Here is a 16,908-nt window from a genome sequence, read left to right on the forward strand (position 1 = left end):
CTTTACCCACACCGGCGTGCCGTCAACCTTCCGCACCGAGGGAGGGCAGTTCGCGCCTTGCGGCCGATGCGGTCACCCAGCGGACCCCACACCATGCCGCCCAGCGGGCGCAGCACGAACGAGATCGCGAAGCCCAGCATGGTGCCGAGGGTGCCCAGCGAGCCCGGGAAGAAGGCGGACGATCATGATCATCGTCATAAATGCGGCAAATCCGTCTCGGCGGTTCGACTGGTGGGGCCGGATACGCCCCAATCCCATCGCGTCCGTCTAGGGTATAGGCGCGGCGATGCCGCGCAGTCAGTGATGCATGAACAGCGGTATGTTCCGTGGTTTTTTCCACCGAATCCGAAAGGCGCTGTATGGCTAGGGACTTGACGCAAATCGAGCTACTGACGGAATTGGAGCCGGTTGTCGCGGCCAATATCGACCGGCATCTGTCCACGGCGAAGGACTGGTGCCCGCACGACTATGTGCCCTGGAGCGAGGGCCGCAACTTCGCGGCCATGGGTGGCGACGATTGGGAGCCCGAGCAGTCACGGCTCTCCCAGGTCGCCAGGGTCGCGATGATCACGAACCTGCTGACCGAGGACAACCTGCCCTCCTACCACCGGGTGATCGCCGAGAACTTCTCCCGGGACGGCGCGTGGGGCACCTGGGTCGGCCGCTGGACCGCCGAGGAGAACCGCCACGCGATCGCCATGCGGGACTACCTGGTGTGCACCCGCGCTGTCGACCCCGTCGCGCTGGAGAACGACCGGATGGTGCACCTGACCCGCGGCGTCCACGCACCGGATGGCTTCGGCGGCGTCCTCGATCAGGTCGCCTACGTGACCTTCCAGGAGTTGGCCACCCGGGTCAGTCATCGCAGCACCGGACGGGTCTGCGACGACCCGATCGCCGATCGGATGCTGCAACGTATCGCGGCCGACGAGAACCTGCACATGATGTTCTATCGCAATATCACCGGTGCCGCCTTCGACGTCGCGCCCGACCAGGCGATGGAGTCGGTGACCAAGATCGTGATGACCTTCGCCATGCCCGGCACCGGCATGCCGAACTGGCGTCGCAACGGCGTCTTGATGGTCAAGCACGGGATCTACGATCTGCGCCAGCATCTGGACGAGGTCCTGTTGCCGGTCCTGCGCACCTGGAACGTCTTCAAGCGCACCGATTTCACCGCGCGTGGCGAACGCAGTCGCGAAATACTCGACCAGTACCTCGAGAAACTCGGTCGTGACGTCATCCGGTTCGAAGAACAACGCGAACGCATCCTCAGCCGCGAAGCGGCCCGGGTCGGCTAGCCGGTAGGTCGGGCGTGCGCACGGCGCATGCCCGACCGGGTACCGGTCCTGCGTGTCAGCGGCCGCCCAGGCCGGAGAGGGCGATGCCGCGGACGAAGGCGCGCTGGGCGAGCGCATAGAGCAGCAGCAGTGGCAGCAGGATGACCGTGGCTGCGGCCATGAGCAGCGGCCAGTTGGTCGAATACTGCCCCTGGAGCCGGACGAGACCCAGGGTGGCGGTCGCGTAGTCGTTGCGTTGAATCATGATCAGGGGCCAGAGAAAGTCGTTCCAGACGGTGATCCAGGTGAGGACCGCCAGCACCATGACCGCCGGTTTGGTGTGCGGCAACAGGACTCGCCAATAGGTCTGCCACGGGGTGCAGCCGTCGAGAATGGCCGCCTCCTCCAATTCGATGGGGAGGGTGCGGAAGAACTGGCGCATCAGGTACGTGCCGAAGGCGCTCCCGAAGAGACCGGGAACGATCATCGCCCAGGGGGTGTCCATCCAGCCGAAGGCCCGCATGAGCAGGAACTGCGGGATGACGGTGACGGTGAGCGGGACCATGAGGGTGGCCAGGTAGCCCACGAACAGCACCTCGCGGCCCGCGAAACGCAGGCGGGCGAAGGCGTATCCGGCCAGAGAGCAGAAGAAGACCTGGCCGGCGGTCACGCAGGCGGCGTAGACGACGGTGTTGAGCAGCATGCGGCCGAGCGGGATGGCGTCGAAAGCCTCCCGGTAATTGGACCATTGGGGGTGCGACGGCAGCGGCGCCGCGTCGGTCAGCTCACCGTCGGACTTCAGGGAGGCCGAGACGGACCACAGGATCGGGGTCAGCGCGCACCACGCCACCACGATCAGCGCCAGGTAGGTCAGCACTCCGGCGACCAAGCGCCGCACCACTCCGCCGCGGCTCAAAGCTCCGCCTCGGATCGGCGGGCCAGCCATTGCTGGATCAGGGTGAAGGCCAGCAGGATTGCGAAGATCACCCAGGCCAGGGCGCAGGCGTAGCCGACCTCGTAGAAGCGGAAGGCGTTCTGGAACAGCATGATTCCCAGGACATAGGTGCCGGTCTCGGGGCCGCCATTGCTACCGGTCAGGGCATAGGCCTGGTCGAAGGCCTGAACCGAGTTGATGACGGTGATGACCAGGACGAAGGACAGGGCGCCGCGGATCAGCGGGATGGTGATCGAGCGGAAACGACGCCAGGCGCTCGCGCCGTCGATTTTCGCTGCCTCGTACAGGTTTTCGGGGACGCCCTGCATGGCCGCGAGCAGGATGACGGTGGCGAAGGGCACCGATTTCCACACCGTCACCAGGCTCAGCGAGACCATGGCCCACTGCGGATCGGTCAGCCACGGCACCGGGCCGAGGCCGAGCCGGCCCAGCAGAATATTGGCGAGTCCGTCATCGCTGGCGAAGATGAAGCGGAACACCACCGCCATGGCGACGGTCGATGCCACCAGCGGCAGGAACGCCACGGTCCGGAACACCCCGACGCCGTGCAGTTTTCGATTCAGCAGCCCCGCGACGGCGAGGCTGACCGCCACCGTCGGCACCAGCGTCAGGATCGTGAACACGGCCGTATTCCGCAGGGCGATATAGAACAGCGGGTCCTGGGAGAACAGCCGCCGATAGTTCGCCACACCCACGAATCGCGGCGGGCTGAACAGATCCCAGGAGTGGAAGCTCAGATACAGCGAAAACCCCAGCGGGAAGAGCATGAACACCAGGATGGCGGCCAGATTCGGTGCCACGAACAGCCTTCCGGCGCGCGCCCGCCGCCGCTCCAGCCCACCCCTCATACCGCCGCCCGCAGTAGCTGATCGATATCGGCGCTGGTCTGCCCGCCCAGCGAGTCCGCTGTCGCCGCCCCCCGCAGCACTCGATTGCAGCCGCGCTCGAGCAGCGCCTCCACCTTGCCCCACACGGGCGTCACGGCCAGCGGACGCGAATTCTCCGGTCCCTCGGTGAAGACCTCGAGATTGCGCAGCGCCGGGTGGGCCGCGGCGAATCCCGGTGACTGCATGGCCGATCGCAGGACCGGCACGAACAGACCAGACTCCGCGATGATGGCCTGCCCCTCGGGCCCGGTCGCGAACTTCACGAATTCCCAGGCCTGTTCACGCCGCGGACTGCTCGCCGCGATGGCCAGTCCGGTGCTGCCGATATCGGTGATCGCGCCCGGACCCCCGTCCGGCCCGACCGGCAGCACCGTGACGTCGAAGTCGAGGTCGTCGTGCCCGGTGAACTCCGAGTACAGCCAGTGCCCGCCCATGAGCATGGCGGCCCGCCCGCTGCGGAACAGATCCTGCGCCGAAACCGATTGCCGGTCACCGACACTGGGCGCGACCCGGTGCCGCACGGCCAGGTCGGCATAGAACTGGAACCCGGCGGCGAACCGCGGATCACCGAGATTGGTGCTAGTGGGCCGCACCGGCGGACTGAACCATTCGACGCCGTTGTTCATACCGAAGCAGGCCGCCGAGAAGTAGGGCACCCAGGCGTCCACGAATCCCCACTGCCCGGTGCGCCCGTCGGCGTCGCGGCGGGTGAGCGCCCGCGCGGCCGCCAGGAACTCCGCGAAGGTCCAGGCCTCGGACCAGCGGGCGGGCGGGCGAATCCCGGCTTCGGCGAACAGCTTCCGGTTGTAGTAGAGAAACACTCCCGACCACTGCTCCGGCAGCGCGTACTGCCCGCCGTCCCAGACGAAGGTGTCGCGCAGTGTCGCGTACCCGTCGGCGCGCAGCCGGGCGGCGTAATCCGGCTCCCGGTCCAGGAATTCGCGCAGATCCACCAGCACGCCCCGATCGGCGAGCCCGGCATAGAGCAGCTCCCACGCCATCAGCACGTCCGGGCATTTACCCCCCGCGCAGTAGGTGAGCATCTGCTGCAGGGGATCGGGCCCGGACATGACGGTGCGGATCCTGATATCCGGTCGCCGCCGGTGGAATTCGTCGATGATGCGCAGCCGCGCCCGGGCCTCCTCCGGCCGCGCCTGGAAGAAGAAGGTGACCGCGTCGTCGTTCCCGCCCGCGCAGCCGCCCGCGGCCAGCAGCGCTGCCAGCGCAGCCGAGCGCAGCAGGCTACGCCGATCCATTCCGCCGGGCCGGGCCGCCCATTCGCTCGCCAAAGATATATCTCCGTGAACTAAACGAACTAAAGGACCACAGTGACGCAGATCTCGAACCAGCATGGCAGCATACGGGGAGCAACCTGCGACGTGCGGCAAACACGCGAAATCGCGGGAACCAGACTGGCCCGCACCACCCCCGCGCGCCGTTCCTAGCGTCCGCCGGGCCACCCGCACCTGGCGGTACGACAGCAGGTGAACAGCCGGTCGAAGCCGGTTCACTCGCACGTCGGTTGGGCTACGTTGTGACCATTTCAGTTAGAAGCCGCAGTACCGCAGGGAGAGTTGTCGCATGGCGACCATCGAATACCTCCGGACGGATCCCGACCTACCTCCGGTGGGTGTCGTGGACCGGACGCCCATGACGCCCGCGAAGAAGGGCATCTTTCTCGTCATCGCCGTGATCGGCGCAATCGCCTGGGCCATCCTCGCTTTCATGCGCGGCGAGAACGTGAACGCGGTGTGGATCGTCATCGCCGCCCTCTGCACTTACGTACTCGCGTACCAGTTCTACGCCCGGCTCATCGAATACCGGATCACCAAGCCGCGCGATGACGTCGCCACTCCCGCCGAGGAGATGGAGAACGGCAAGGACTACATGCCGATGGACCGCCGGGTCCTGTTCGGCCACCACTTCGCCGCCATCGCGGGCGCCGGCCCGCTGGTCGGCCCGGTGCTGGCCGCGCAGATGGGCTATCTGCCCGGCACCATCTGGATCATCGTCGGCGTGGTGCTGGCCGGTGCGGTGCAGGACTACCTGGTGCTGTGGGCCTCGGTGAAGCGCCGCGGCCGGTCGCTGGGCCAGATGGCGCGCGACGAGCTCGGCGTGGTCGGCGGTGTCGCGGCCATCATCGCGGTGCTGGTGATCATGATGATCCTGCTCGCGGTGCTGGGCATCGTCGTGGTGAATGCCCTTGCCGCGACCAAGAATCCGACCACCGGCGCGCTCGAGGGCGGCAGCCCGTGGGGTGTGTTCTCCATTTCGATGACCATCCCGATCGCCCTGTTCATGGGCCTGTACCTGCGCTTCTTCCGGCCCGGCAAGGTCGGCGAGGTGTCGCTGTTCGGCTTCGTGCTGCTGCTGGCGGCGATTCTGCTCGGCAATCCGGTGTCCCAATCCGGTTGGGGCCGCGACCTGTTCACGCTGTCCGGTACCACCATCGCCTGGATGCTGATCATCTACGGCTTCATCGCCTCGGTGCTGCCGGTGTGGCTGCTGCTGGCTCCGCGCGACTACCTGTCCACCTTCATGAAGATCGGCACCATCGGCCTGCTCGCCATCGGCGTGCTGGTCACCATGCCGGTGCTGCAGGCCCCCGCGGTCTCCCAGTTCGCGTCCAACAGCAACGGTCCGTCCTTCGCGGGCAGCCTGTTCCCGTTCCTGTTCATCACCATCGCCTGTGGCGCGCTGTCCGGCTTCCACTCGCTGGTGTCCTCGGGCACCACGCCGAAGCTGCTGGAGAAGCAGTCGCAGGCGCGCATGATCGGCTACGGCGGCATGCTGATGGAGTCGTTCGTGGCGGTCATGGCGATCATCGCGGCGTCGATCCTGGATCAGCACCTGTACTTCGCCATCAACAGCCCCGGCCTCACCTCCGCGCAGGCCGCGGCCGACAGCGTGAACAAGCTCGGTGTGGGCGGCAGCCCGATCGACGCGAAGTACCTGAACGACATGGCGCAGAGCGTCGGTGAGTCCCGGGTCTACTCGCGCACCGGTGGCGCGCCCACCCTCGCCATCGGCATGACCGAGGTGATGCACAAGTTCATCGGCGGTACCTCGCTCAAGGCGTTCTGGTACCACTTCGCCATCATGTTCGAGGCGCTGTTCATCCTCACCACCATCGACGCGGGCACCCGCGTCGCGCGGTTCATGCTCTCGGATTCGCTGGGCAACCTGGGCGGCGCGGCCAAGAAGTTCCGGGATCCGTCGTGGTGGCCGGGCGTGTTCGTCTGCTCCGGCGTGGTCGTGGCCGCGTGGGGTTCGGTGCTGCTGATGGGCGTCACCGACCCGCTGGGCGGCATCAACACCCTGTACCCGCTGTTCGGCATCTCCAACCAGCTGCTGGCGGCGATCGCGCTGACGGTGGTGCTGGTGATCGTGGTCAAGAAGGGGCTCGTGAAATGGGCCTGGATTCCGGCGCTTCCGCTGGTCTGGGACCTGATCGTCACCATGACGGCCTCGTTCCAGAAGATCTTCTCGGGTGACCCGAAGATCGGCTACTGGACGCTGCACCACAACACCATCGACAAGCAGAACGCCTACATCGCCGCACGCGATTCGGGGCAGCTGCCGAAGGGCGTCAAGGACGTCGCCGCGCTGAATCAGCAGATCCACGACATGGACAAGATCATCCGCAACACCTTCGTCCAGGGCACGCTCTCCATCGTGTTCGCGGTGATGGTGCTGATCGTGGCGCTGGTCGGCGTGTGGGTCTGCCTGCGCGCCATCCGCAAGGGCGGCAGTGAGACCACCGAGTCGCCGGAGGTGCCGTCGAAGATCTTCGGCCCCAGCGGTTTCCTCGCCACCAAGGCGGACAAGGAGGTCCAGCAGGAATGGGACACCCTGATCGCCGAGGGCAAGATCCGCGCGCCCGGCGCGGCCACGGTCGCCAGTCATTGACGCGCCGATGAGTACCCCCGAAGCCCCGCTCGCCGCAGGTCCGCTGCGGCGGGCGGGGCTCGCCCTCGTCCGGGCTGTGAAAGCCGTTGCCTGGTGGTTCAACTCGATCCTCGGCGGCAACGACTACGCCCGCTACGTCGATCACCTGCGGCTGCAGCACCCGGGATGCGAGATTCCCAGCGAGCGCCAGTATTGGCGCGATCGCCATGCGGCCGCCGCCAAGAACCCCGCAAATCGCTGCTGTTGACACGAGTGGCGGTTTTCCGCCAACATCCATGTCCGATACCCGCTAGCAGAGGTCGGCCCGGACTGACATGGTGGTATGCGTGAGTGCGAACGACTTGGATTTCGAGCGTTGCTACCGCGCCGTGGCAACCCGGGACGCCCGGTTCGACGGGCAGTTCGTGACCGCGGTGCGCACCACCGGAATCTATTGCCGCCCTTCCTGCCCGGCCATCACCCCCAAACGCACCAACGTCACCTTCCTGCCCACCGCGGCCGCCGCGCAGCAGCACGGCTTCCGCGCCTGCCGCCGGTGCCTGCCCGACGCCGCGCCCGGCTCGCCCCTCTGGAACACCCGTGCGGACCTGGCCTCCCGCGCCATGCGCCTGATCGGCGACGGCGTCATCGAACGCGGCGGCGTGCCCGCCCTCGCCGATGCCCTCGGCTACTCCCAGCGCCAGCTCACCCGGGTACTCACCAGCGAGCTCGGCGCCGGCCCACTGGCCCTGGCGCGCGCCCACCGCGCGCACACCGCCCGGCTGCTGATCCAGACCACCCGGCTGCCCATGTCGGACATCGCGTTCGCGGCCGGATTCGCCAGCATCCGGCAGTTCAACGACACCGTGCGCGAGGTGTTCGCGGTCAGCCCGACCACGCTGCGCGAGGAATCCCGGCGCCGCAACGGCGACACGCTGCCGGCCACCAACGGGCTGCTCACCCTGCGACTCCCCTATCGCGAACCGTTGGACAAGTCGTGGCTGGAATGGTTCCTGTCCGCCCACACCGTCCCGGGCGTGGAGCTGTGGGAGAACGGCGTCTACAGCCGCAGCCTGCGAACACCGCACGGCCACACCACCATTCGGCTGTCCATCCAGCCCGGTCACGTGCGGGCCTCACTGGCGCTGCAGGACATGCGCGACCTCGCGCCGACCGTCGCCCGCATCCGGCACCTCCTGGATCTGGACGCCGATCCCATCGGGATCGACGAGGCCATGGCCGCCGGCCTGGCGGGAAGCCCACCGCGCCCGGGCTTTCCGGACGCCGTGCTGCCCGCCGGCATCCGGGTCCCCGGCTGCCTGGACGGCCCGGAACTGTTGCTGCGCACCATGATCGGGCAGCAGATCTCGGTGGCCGCGGCCAATACCCACACCGCGCGGCTGGTACAGGGCCTGGGCGAGACCATCGCCGGGCCGATCCCGCACCTGTTCCCCACCGCCGAGGCCATCGCCGAACGCGGCTCCGAGGTACTGACCGGGCCGAGCCGGCGCACCGAGGCCATCGTCGGCGCGGCCAAGGCACTGGCCGCCGGCGACCTGGTGCTGCACTCCGGCCGCACCGCCGGTGAACTGCGCCGCGACCTGCTGGCCCTGGACGGGGTCGGCCCCTGGACCGCGGACTACGTCACCATGCGCCTGCTCGCCGATCCGGATGTGCTGCTGCACTCAGACCTGATCGTGCGCCGCGGCGCGGGACTGCTCGGCATCGACCTCGCCGACACCGCCCGCTGGTCGCCGTGGCGGTCCTACCTCACCATGCACCTGTGGAAACACGCCCTCGCCCACCCCGCCGAGGCCAACCGGAGGAATCCGTAGTGAGCTCCGAAACCACCATCGACACAGCCGATTACGCCACCGTCGCGACACCCGCCGGTCCGTTCACCGCCATCGTGGACGCCGATGGGGTGGTCCTCGCCTCCGGCTGGACCGCCGACCCTGAGGAACTGCGGGCGCTGATCCACCCCGGTATCCGGCCCGCCGCGCTGCGCGGACGCGACGCCCTCGGCGCGGTCACGCGGGCAGTCACCGAGTACCACGCCGGTGATCTCACGGCCATCGACGACATCGCCGTACGCCAGGTCTCCGGGCCGTTCCTCACCCACGCCTGGGAGATCCTGCGCAAGGTGCCGGCCGGAGCTCCCGTCACCTACACCGACTTCGCGGCCATCTCCGGGCGGCCCGCCGCCACCCGCGCGGCGGCCAATGCCTGCGCCCGCAATGCCGCCGCGCTCTTCGTGCCCTGCCACCGGGTGATCCGCACCGACGGCAGCCTCGGCGGCTTCCGCTACGGTCTGCCGATCAAGCGCTGGCTGCTCGACCACGAGTCGGCCTGAGGGCTCTCGCCCACAGGTCCGCGCCCGAGCGTGCCCGGGCCGCGTCGGTGCCCGGGCGTACCGTGGCAGCCATGTGCCGCAACATTCACACCCTGCACAACTTCGAGCCGCCGGCCACCCCGGACGAGGTGCACGCGGCCGCCCTGCAGTACGTCCGCAAGATCAGCGGAAGCACCAAACCGTCCCAGACCAACCAGGACGCCTTCGATCTGGCGGTGGAAGAGATCGCCGCGGCGACCACCCGGCTGCTGAACGGCCTGACCACCACCGCCCCGCCCAAGGACCGCGAGGTCGAGGCCGCCAAGGCCCGCGCCCGCGCCGAAGTGCGCTTCGCGGGCCGATAACCGAATCGGCCGGAACAGCGTGCGGATGCGCTGTTCAGTTCAGCCGACCGTCCAGGGCCGCAGTTTCTCCGGGTTCCGGATCACCCAGATGCGGGTGATCCGGCCGTCTGCGATATCGAACGCGTAGACCGAGACGACGGTGCCGTCGAGCTGCGCGACCAGGCCGGGCTGGCCGTTCACCGTCCGCTCCAGCAGGGTTACCGCGGGGCCGCGGGCGGCGATTTCCATCCAGGCGTGGGCGACCTGCTCACCACCGTTGATCGGGTCGTGGAAGGATAGCGCCAGGCCGCCGCCGTCCGCCGTGGCGATCACCTGCGGATCGAGCAGGCCGATCAGGGCCTCGATATCCTTTGTCTCCCAAGCCCGTTTGAAATCCCGGACCACCTCGGTGCGCACGGTGCCCGACGGGCTCCGCGAGGTATCGATGCGGCGGCGGGCACTGGAGGCGAGCTGGCGGCAGGCCGCGGGGGTGCGCCCGACGATGCCGGCGACCTCGGCGAAGGAATAGCGGAAGACGTCGTGCAGGATGAACGACACCCGCTCCGCCGGTGTCATGGAATCCAGCACGACGAGGAAGGCCATGCTGATCGACTCGTCGAGGGTGACCCGGTCGGCGGGATCGACGGGGGCGGGACCGTCGAGCCATTCGGATCGGTCGGGGACCGGCTCCGGAATCCATTCGCCCACATAGCGTTCCCGCCTGGCGCGCGCCGAGCCGAGCAGATCGAGGCAGATCCGGCCGGCGACCGTCGTCAACCACGCGCCGGGCGCCGCCACCTCCCGCCGCTGCCGCTCGGACAGTGCGTACCAGCGAGCGTAGGTCTCCTGCACCACATCCTCGGCCTCGGACAGGGAGCCGAGCAGCCGGTAGGCGAGATTGATCAGCTGACGGCGTTCATCGATCACCCCGGGCAAATGCGGGTCGGTCATGTGCGGCTCCTTCGGTCTGTGCGTACCCACCGAATTCGACGAATCAGCGACCCCATTTGTGAGGCGGCCTGACATTCCGGACAGCTGTGTCGTCGGAGGGTCATGACGTTCTCAGCAGAGCAGGAGTTCCGGAAATGATCAGAATCGGCATCATCCTCGGCAGTACCCGGCCCAACCGCAAAGGCCCGCAGGTCGCCCAGTGGGTCCTGGACTCGGCAGCGCAGCGCGGCGACGCCGAGTTCGAACTGATCGACCTGCGCGACCACCCGCTCCCGCATCTCGACGAGCCTGTGCCGCCGATGTTCGGCCCGTCGATGCATGCACACACCCGCGCCTGGGCCGAACGGATCGCCCGATTCGACGGCTTCGTGATTGTCACCCCGGAGTACAACAGCGGCGCCCCCGGGGTACTGAAGAACGCCCTCGACCATCTGCTCTGGGAGTGGACCGACAAGGCAGTCGGATTCGTCTCCTACGGCACGGCCGGCGGTGCCCGCGCCGTGGTGCAGCTGCGGGTGGTCTGCAGCACGCTGGGCCTGGCCGATGTCGGCTATCAGGTCGCGATCTCGGTGCTCACCGATTTCGAGGACCACACCACCTTCACACCCCGCGACCATCATGCCGCCGCCCTGACCAAGACGCTGGATCAGCTCATCGCCTGGAGTGGTGCGCTCGCGCCGCTGCGAGCGGCCGGCGAAACCACTCTCGTCAATTCCTGAGGAGTCGATCATGACCACACCCAACGACTTTCGATCACGCGCCGACCGCATCGAGGCCGATGAAGTCGAGATTCGCCGGAACATCGACAAGGTGGTCGAAGGACTGCGAGCCAAGGACCTCAACGCCCTGAAAGAGGTGTACACGCCCGACGTCGTGTCCTTCGATGTCGAGCCGCCGCTCCAGCATGTCGGGATCGCGGCGAAACTCGAGAACTGGTCGAAGGTCTTCCTGTTCTTCGAGACTGTGACCTATGAGGTACGCGATCTGACGTTCACCATCGGTGATGATGTGGCATTCGGGCACGCCTTCGCTCGTCTCAGCGGCACACTGAGGAACGGGGCCGCGACGAGCGGTATGTGGGTCCGGGTCACCTACGGCCTGCGGAAGATCGACGGCACCTGGTTGATCGCGCACGATCAGGTATCGGTGCCGTTCGACATCTCGAGCGGCAAAGGCGTGGTCGACCTGGAGCCCTGACGGGCCGGGGGTGTCGGGTGCCGTTGCCGTGCGGGCTTTCGCCCCGCCGAAAGCCTATGCGCCGACCGAGGTTTCGAGGCGGGAGCCGGTGCGGCCGCGAATGACGTGCAGGCGGCTGGGGATGCGCTGGCGCATTTCGTCCACATGGCTCACCACGCCGACCACCCGGCCCCCGGAACGGAGCTCGTCCAGGACGCCCATCACGGCGTCGAGGGTATCGGCGTCGAGGCTGCCGAAGCCCTCGTCGATGAAAAGGGTGTCCATGACCAGGCCGCCGGATTCGGCCGACACGACGTCGGCCAGGCCGAGCGCCAGGGCGAGGGAGGCCATGAAGGTCTCACCGCCGGAGAGGGTTTTGGCCGGACGGATCGCGCCGGTGTAGTCGTCGCGGATATCGAGGCCCAGGCCGCCCCGGCGGCCGCGCGGGCCCGCGGCATCGGTGTGGACGAATTCGTAACGGCCGCCTGACATCCGGCGCAGCCGCACCGAACCGGCCAGCGCCACCTCCTCCAGGCGGGCGGCCAGCACGTACGAGCGCAGGGACATGCGGCGGTTGTTCTCGCCACGGCCGGACACCACCTCGGCCAGGCGGGCCAGCTCGTCGTGGGAGCGCTGGAGCGGGGCGATGCGATCGACGGCCGCCGACAGCTGTGCGCACAGGCCCTCCAGCTGCGCCAGCCGCCGGTCCGCCTCGGCATTCGCGGCGACGGCCCGGTTCAGCTCCGATTCCGCCTGCGCCACTGCGGTTTCCAGCTCGCGCGGATCGCCGGGTTCGGCCTCCCCGGCCGACTGGATCTCGGGTTCGGCGAGCACGGCCTCGGCGTGCGCGCGAGCCCGGTCGGCGGCCACCAGCTCGTCCTCGATGGCCGTCTGCTGCGCGGCGGTGCGGGAGGCGGCGTCGACCGCGCGGGCGTACTCGCCCAGCACGCCGTAGTCCGGCCCCGACTCCCCCATCACCGGCGGCGCGGAATCCACCAGACCCGCGTCGTAGGAAAGCCTTTCGACCCGGACGGCGGCCACCGCCACCTGCTCACGGGCAGTGGCCGCCTCGACACGTGCGGACCGCACCGCGGTGGCCTCCTCGACCAGCGCCGCCAGGCGAGCCCGGCGGCGGTCGACGGTGCCGTCGGCGCCGGCGGCCGCACGCAGCCGCTCGGTGAGTTCGGCCAGCCGCCGATCGGTGGCAACGATCCGCTCCGTCGTTGCGCTGGAACGGCTTTCACATTCCCGCGCCTCGTCCTGCAACCGGATCTGATCCGCGCGCAGTGTCCCGAGTTCGGCGGTCAGCCCGTCCACGAGACCCGCGATGCCCTTGGCCGCGGTGTACCGCCGGGTCGAATCGTCCAGTGCGGCGGCCAGTTCCGCCTTGTCCACATCACCGCCCCGCTCGACCAGCACCTCGACCGCCCGCTCCAGCTCGGCGACCAGTTGCCCGGCCCGCTCCCGCTCGGCCTCGGCCTTCCGCTCCGCGGCCAGCGCCGCGTCCTCGTCGGCCTTGGACACCGCATGCGCAGCCGGCCGCGCCGGATCCGGATGCGCGAGCGACCCGCACACCGCGCACGGCTCGCCCGCGGCCAGGCCCTCCGCCAGCTCCGCCGCCATCCCGGCCATGCGCTGCTCCCGCAGTGCCTGCGTACGCTGCCACGCCTCGGCGTGCCCGGTCCGCGCCCGCTCGAAAGCAGTTCCCGCCCGGGCCAGTTCACCGCGCCGCCGCTCCAACTCCACCGCGGCCGCAGCCGACGTGCGCAACCGCTGGCACTCGGCCTCCAGTCCGGGCAATGCGGCCGCCGCATCCGCGGCGTCCCGCAATCGGACCTCCACCGCCGCAACGGCATCCGGCAGCTCCCGCAGCCGCTGGGCCAGCTTGCCGGACCGGGCTTCCAGATCGGCCTGCTCGGTCCGCAACCCGGCCAGCTCCCGCGTCAGCCGGGTCGCCGAATCCGCATCCGCCCGAACCTCATCGAGCGCGCCCACCTGTGCGCTCCACCGCCGCACAGCCGCCTCGAGCCCCCCGACGCCGCCCTCGAGCATCGCCGGTCCGGCATCCTCGACACCGTTGCTGTCGTGCGCCCGGTCACCAGCGTCGGAGTCGGCGGCGTCGAACGGGCTGGGGGCGGTGAGATCTCCAGCGTGACCTGCGTCGGCGTCGATGTCGTCGAGGTCGGCGGCGAGGTCGGTGCCGGTCAGTTCCGCCGCGGCGAGATCGGCTGCAGCACAGGCGGTTCCGGGGAGCTCGACGCTGGCAGGTTCGAGGAGGCGGTCGGCGAGTCGCTCGGCCGCGCGGGTGGCGTCGTCGGTGCGGCGGCGCAGGGTGACGGCGGCGGCGCGGGCCTCGGCCAGGGCGGTGGCGACGGGTTCGGCGCGGCGGGCCCGGTCGAGTTCGGACTGACGCGCGGCGCGGTGGTCGGCGGTGGCGGTGAAGTCGGCCAGCTGGGTGCGAGCCGCCGTACGGCGTCGGAAGAGCTCATGGCGGCGGCGCTCCGCCTCGGCGGCGGCGCGGACACCGGCCGAATCCTGCCGGCGCTGCCGCAGATCGGCGGCCGTCTCGCTCACCAGGGTGCGGGCGGCCGCCAGCAGGGACTGCGACCAGCCGACCGACTCGAGCAGCCCGGCCGTCTCGGTGGCGGGCAGGCCCGCGGCCGTACCGACCTGGGCGATGAGACGGTCGATGCTGTGCTTGCGGGCATCCAGATCGGCGGAGCTCGCGCGGCGCTTGTCGACCAGCCACTGCTCGGCGGTGCCGAAACGCTCTGTGTCGAAGAGCTTTTCGAGCAGCTTCTCGCGATCCTCGTTGTCGGCACGCAGGAATCGCGCGAAATCACCCTGCGGCAGCAGCACGACCTGGAAGAACTGATCGGCGCTCATGCCCAGCAGCCGAAGCACCTCGTCGCCGATATCGGGTATGCGGGACAGGTTCTGGCCCCGCCCGTCCAGCCACTCCAGCGTGGCGGCCGCGTTCTCCTTCACCCAGCCCGACTTGGCGCGCTTGCTCGGCCGCTGGAATTCCGCCGACCGGTTCAGGCGCAGCCGCCGGCCACCGACCGTGGCCTCCAGCAGCACCCGGGGCGGCGTCTGCTCGTCGGCGTGGTCCGAATGCAGCCGCTTGATATCGCCACGCGCCCCCGGCACGCTCCCGTACAGCGCGAACGCGATGGCGTCCAGCACCGTGGTCTTCCCCGCCCCCGTCTGCCCGTGCAGCAGGAACAACCCGTCCGCACCGAGCTGGTCGAAGTCGACCACGGCCGTCTCGGCGAACGGCCCGAACGCCGTCAGCTCCAACCGATGCAGCCGCACGCAGCGCCCCCTTCCCTCAACGCCACTCCCCATCCAACTACCCGGCACCCACCGCCCACCGCGGGACACGCCGAAACACTCAGCGCCCCAACGCTCATGCGGTCATCCCACCGGCCACATCGCCCGATTCGCCCGGCTCCAACCCGAAGTCACCCAGATCGAACAGCCCGAGCGCCGCATCGGCCTCCGCCGCATCCACCCCACGCACCGACCCATCGAACCCGGCCGCACTCACCACCCGCGCCGCGACCTCGGCCCCGCCGCCTCCCACCGAATCGGCACCCACCGATGCATGTCCGGCGTCTGTGCCCGACGCATCGGCATCATCGGGCACGGCGAACAACGCGCCCCCCGCGGCCACGACAGCCTCCGCCGGCACGGCAGTCGTCAGTGCGCCGCCTTCGGTACTACCGGCCGCCTCGACAGAAACCGCAACCGCCGCGGCCGCAGCCCCTTCGACAGATACGGCGGCCGGATCGCCCAACCCAGTACCGACAGGCACGACATCCCCGGCGGCTACAGCGGCCGGAGCAACGGGCGCGGCGGTTTCGGCCGGAGCGGGAAAGCGTAGGGGGGCGTCGGTTTCGCGGGTGGCGGCGGCGAGGGCGCGCTCGAGCCAGGTCATTTCGCCGGGGGTGGGGGTGCCGCGGACGTCGGCGAGGAAGCTCTGGGCTATCTCGGTGTCGCGGCGGCCGTGCACGCGTTCGCGGTAGCGGAGTTCCGGGTTGCCTTCGGAACGTTGCCATTCCACGTGGACGGCGTGCGGGAAACGCTCGCGGAGGCGGCGCAGCGCGTCCACGGGACGCGCCTCGTCGGTGAGGGTGGCCGAGACATAGTGCGATTCGGCTTCGGCGTGCTCCGGCGCTTCCAGAAGGGATTCCAGGGGCCCGGTGAGTTGCGAGAGGCCGCGCACCACCGGGAGTTCGTGGCGCTGGACGGCGGACAGCCCCGCGGCGTCGATGTCCACGATCCAGACCGCTTTGCGGTGCGAGCGCTCGCCGAACGAATACGGCAGCGGAGAACCCGAATAGCGGACGGACTCCGCCAGCGTCTGCGGCGAGTGCAGGTGGCCGAGCGCCACATAGTCGATCTCGGCGAAGGCCGACAACGGCACGGTCTCCACGCCCCCGACCGAAATGGACCGCTCCGACCCGGTGGCCTCGCCGCCCACCACGAAGGCATGCGCCAGCACCACCGACCGCGCCCCCGCCCGCCCGGCGAGATCGGCGCGCACCAGGCTCATGGCCGCGTCGAGGATCTCGGCGTGCGAACGCGCCTGCGGCACGCCCAATTCCACCCGGGTGATCTCCGGCTCCAGGTACGGAATGCCATAGAAGGCAATGTCGCCGAATTCATCGGACAGCACGATCGGCCGCGCCACGTCCGCGATCCGGCAGCGCAAATGCAATCCGCCCGCCGCCGCGAAACTGCCGAGCGCACCGAGCCGAGTCGGCGAGTCGTGATTACCGGAGGTCGCGACAATGGTCGCCCCCGCCGCCCGAATTGCCTCGAATCCGCGATTGCAGACCGCAATCGCATCCGCACTGGGAATGGAACGGTCGTACACATCCCCCGGCAGTACGACCACGTCCACCCCCTCGGCCGCCACCAATTCCGCGACGGCCCGCAGCGAACACTCCTGATCGGCCAGCAGATCGACGCCATGAAAGGTGCGCCCGATATGCCAGTCGGAGGTGTGCAGGATCCGCATGCCGCAAGACGCTATTAGATCCCCCCGACAACCCGCGCGACACCCTCGCGAGTCGCGTCGAACACGCCG

13 protein-coding genes and 2 pseudogenes are annotated in these 16,908 nt (G+C 69.1%); 8 read left to right on the plus strand and 7 right to left on the minus strand.

The window, feature by feature from the left end; genetic code table 11:
* Positions 1-41 precede the first annotated feature (41 nt).
* Positions 42-182, minus strand: a pseudogene (locus ACWEQQ_RS23295) (MFS transporter); the annotation flags it as partial.
* Positions 183-359: 177 nt separating this feature from the next.
* On the opposite strand from ACWEQQ_RS23295, the gene ACWEQQ_RS23300 reads away from it, so the two are divergent.
* On the plus strand, positions 360-1,301 hold the full coding sequence (locus tag ACWEQQ_RS23300) for an acyl-ACP desaturase (protein ID WP_452349658.1): 942 nt from the start codon (positions 360-362) through the stop codon (positions 1,299-1,301).
* A gap of 55 nt (positions 1,302-1,356) precedes the next feature.
* Here the strand turns inward: ACWEQQ_RS23300 and ACWEQQ_RS23305 are convergent, their stop codons facing one another.
* The 3 genes from ACWEQQ_RS23305 to ACWEQQ_RS23315 are packed head-to-tail and all read right to left on the minus strand — an operon-like array spanning position 1,357 to position 4,378.
* Complete coding sequence (locus ACWEQQ_RS23305) at positions 1,357-2,196, minus strand: carbohydrate ABC transporter permease (RefSeq protein ID WP_452349659.1); 840 nt, start codon at positions 2,194-2,196, stop codon at positions 1,357-1,359.
* The gene (locus ACWEQQ_RS23310) at positions 2,193-3,083 is read right to left on the minus strand and encodes a carbohydrate ABC transporter permease (protein ID WP_452342440.1); all 891 of its coding nucleotides are present in this window, start codon (positions 3,081-3,083) and stop codon (positions 2,193-2,195) included. Before ACWEQQ_RS23310 ends, ACWEQQ_RS23305 begins: the two co-directional genes overlap by 4 nt.
* Positions 3,080-4,378: an ABC transporter substrate-binding protein gene (locus ACWEQQ_RS23315; RefSeq protein ID WP_452349687.1), complete on the minus strand. Its 1,299-nt coding sequence runs from the start codon at positions 4,376-4,378 to the stop codon at positions 3,080-3,082. Before ACWEQQ_RS23315 ends, ACWEQQ_RS23310 begins: the two co-directional genes overlap by 4 nt.
* 325 nt (positions 4,379-4,703) lie before the next feature.
* Between ACWEQQ_RS23315 and ACWEQQ_RS23320 the strand changes: the two genes are divergently transcribed.
* From ACWEQQ_RS23320 to ACWEQQ_RS23340, 5 genes are all read left to right on the plus strand, one after another.
* Complete coding sequence (locus tag ACWEQQ_RS23320; RefSeq protein WP_452349660.1) at positions 4,704-7,031, plus strand: carbon starvation CstA family protein; 2,328 nt, start codon at positions 4,704-4,706, stop codon at positions 7,029-7,031.
* A gap of 7 nt (positions 7,032-7,038) precedes the next feature.
* The gene (locus ACWEQQ_RS23325) at positions 7,039-7,278 is read left to right on the plus strand and encodes a YbdD/YjiX family protein (protein ID WP_379380002.1); all 240 of its coding nucleotides are present in this window, start codon (positions 7,039-7,041) and stop codon (positions 7,276-7,278) included.
* A gap of 67 nt (positions 7,279-7,345) precedes the next feature.
* Positions 7,346-8,845 carry an Ada metal-binding domain-containing protein gene (locus tag ACWEQQ_RS23330; protein WP_452349661.1) on the plus strand — a complete coding sequence of 500 codons (1,500 nt, stop codon included), beginning with the start codon at positions 7,346-7,348 and terminating at the stop codon, positions 8,843-8,845.
* Positions 8,845-9,363 carry a methylated-DNA--[protein]-cysteine S-methyltransferase gene (locus tag ACWEQQ_RS23335; RefSeq protein WP_452349662.1) on the plus strand — a complete coding sequence of 173 codons (519 nt, stop codon included), beginning with the start codon at positions 8,845-8,847 and terminating at the stop codon, positions 9,361-9,363. The genes ACWEQQ_RS23330 and ACWEQQ_RS23335 overlap by 1 nt, the downstream gene beginning before the upstream one ends.
* 71 nt (positions 9,364-9,434) lie before the next feature.
* The gene (locus ACWEQQ_RS23340) at positions 9,435-9,707 is read left to right on the plus strand and encodes a DUF2277 domain-containing protein (RefSeq protein ID WP_452342436.1); all 273 of its coding nucleotides are present in this window, start codon (positions 9,435-9,437) and stop codon (positions 9,705-9,707) included.
* Positions 9,708-9,746: 39 nt separating this feature from the next.
* Here the strand turns inward: ACWEQQ_RS23340 and sigJ are convergent, their stop codons facing one another.
* Positions 9,747-10,637 (minus strand): RNA polymerase sigma factor SigJ, encoded by an 891-nt coding sequence (sigJ, locus tag ACWEQQ_RS23345; protein WP_452349663.1) that lies wholly within the window; start codon positions 10,635-10,637, stop codon positions 9,747-9,749.
* Between the two features lie 134 nt (positions 10,638-10,771).
* Between sigJ and ACWEQQ_RS23350 the strand changes: the two genes are divergently transcribed.
* Together ACWEQQ_RS23350 and ACWEQQ_RS23355 are read left to right on the plus strand one after the other, a co-directional pair.
* Positions 10,772-11,356 (plus strand): NADPH-dependent FMN reductase, encoded by a 585-nt coding sequence (locus ACWEQQ_RS23350; RefSeq protein ID WP_452349664.1) that lies wholly within the window; start codon positions 10,772-10,774, stop codon positions 11,354-11,356.
* Between the two features lie 10 nt (positions 11,357-11,366).
* A complete protein-coding gene (locus ACWEQQ_RS23355; RefSeq protein ID WP_452349665.1) occupies positions 11,367-11,834 on the plus strand; it encodes a YybH family protein in 468 nt (155 codons plus the stop codon).
* A gap of 54 nt (positions 11,835-11,888) precedes the next feature.
* Here ACWEQQ_RS23355 and ACWEQQ_RS23360 read toward each other — a convergent pair whose 3' ends face one another.
* Positions 11,889-15,128, minus strand: a complete 3,240-nt coding sequence (locus tag ACWEQQ_RS23360; protein ID WP_452349666.1) for an AAA family ATPase — start codon at positions 15,126-15,128, stop codon at positions 11,889-11,891.
* A 574-nt stretch (positions 15,129-15,702) separates the two neighbouring features.
* Positions 15,703-16,839: pseudogene (locus tag ACWEQQ_RS23365) on the minus strand (exonuclease SbcCD subunit D); the annotation flags it as partial.
* Positions 16,840-16,908 lie beyond the last annotated feature (69 nt).

It is taken from the genome of Nocardia sp. NPDC004123 (assembly GCF_053603795.1).

Excerpts from the sequence above, each read along its gene's own strand:
- ACWEQQ_RS23300 (WP_452349658.1), top strand. The coding sequence starts at position 360 with ATGGCTAGGGACTTGACGCAAATCGAGCTACTGACGGAATTGGAGCCG.
- ACWEQQ_RS23310 (WP_452342440.1), bottom strand. The coding sequence starts at position 3,083 with ATGAGGGGTGGGCTGGAGCGGCGGCGGGCGCGCGCCGGAAGGCTGTTC.
- ACWEQQ_RS23315 (WP_452349687.1), bottom strand. The coding sequence starts at position 4,378 with ATGGATCGGCGTAGCCTGCTGCGCTCGGCTGCGCTGGCAGCGCTGCTG.
- ACWEQQ_RS23320 (WP_452349660.1), top strand. The coding sequence starts at position 4,704 with ATGGCGACCATCGAATACCTCCGGACGGATCCCGACCTACCTCCGGTG.
- ACWEQQ_RS23325 (WP_379380002.1), top strand. The coding sequence starts at position 7,039 with ATGAGTACCCCCGAAGCCCCGCTCGCCGCAGGTCCGCTGCGGCGGGCG.
- ACWEQQ_RS23330 (WP_452349661.1), top strand. The coding sequence starts at position 7,346 with ATGGTGGTATGCGTGAGTGCGAACGACTTGGATTTCGAGCGTTGCTAC.
- ACWEQQ_RS23340 (WP_452342436.1), top strand. The coding sequence starts at position 9,435 with ATGTGCCGCAACATTCACACCCTGCACAACTTCGAGCCGCCGGCCACC.
- sigJ (WP_452349663.1), bottom strand. The coding sequence starts at position 10,637 with ATGACCGACCCGCATTTGCCCGGGGTGATCGATGAACGCCGTCAGCTG.
- ACWEQQ_RS23350 (WP_452349664.1), top strand. The coding sequence starts at position 10,772 with ATGATCAGAATCGGCATCATCCTCGGCAGTACCCGGCCCAACCGCAAA.
- ACWEQQ_RS23355 (WP_452349665.1), top strand. The coding sequence starts at position 11,367 with ATGACCACACCCAACGACTTTCGATCACGCGCCGACCGCATCGAGGCC.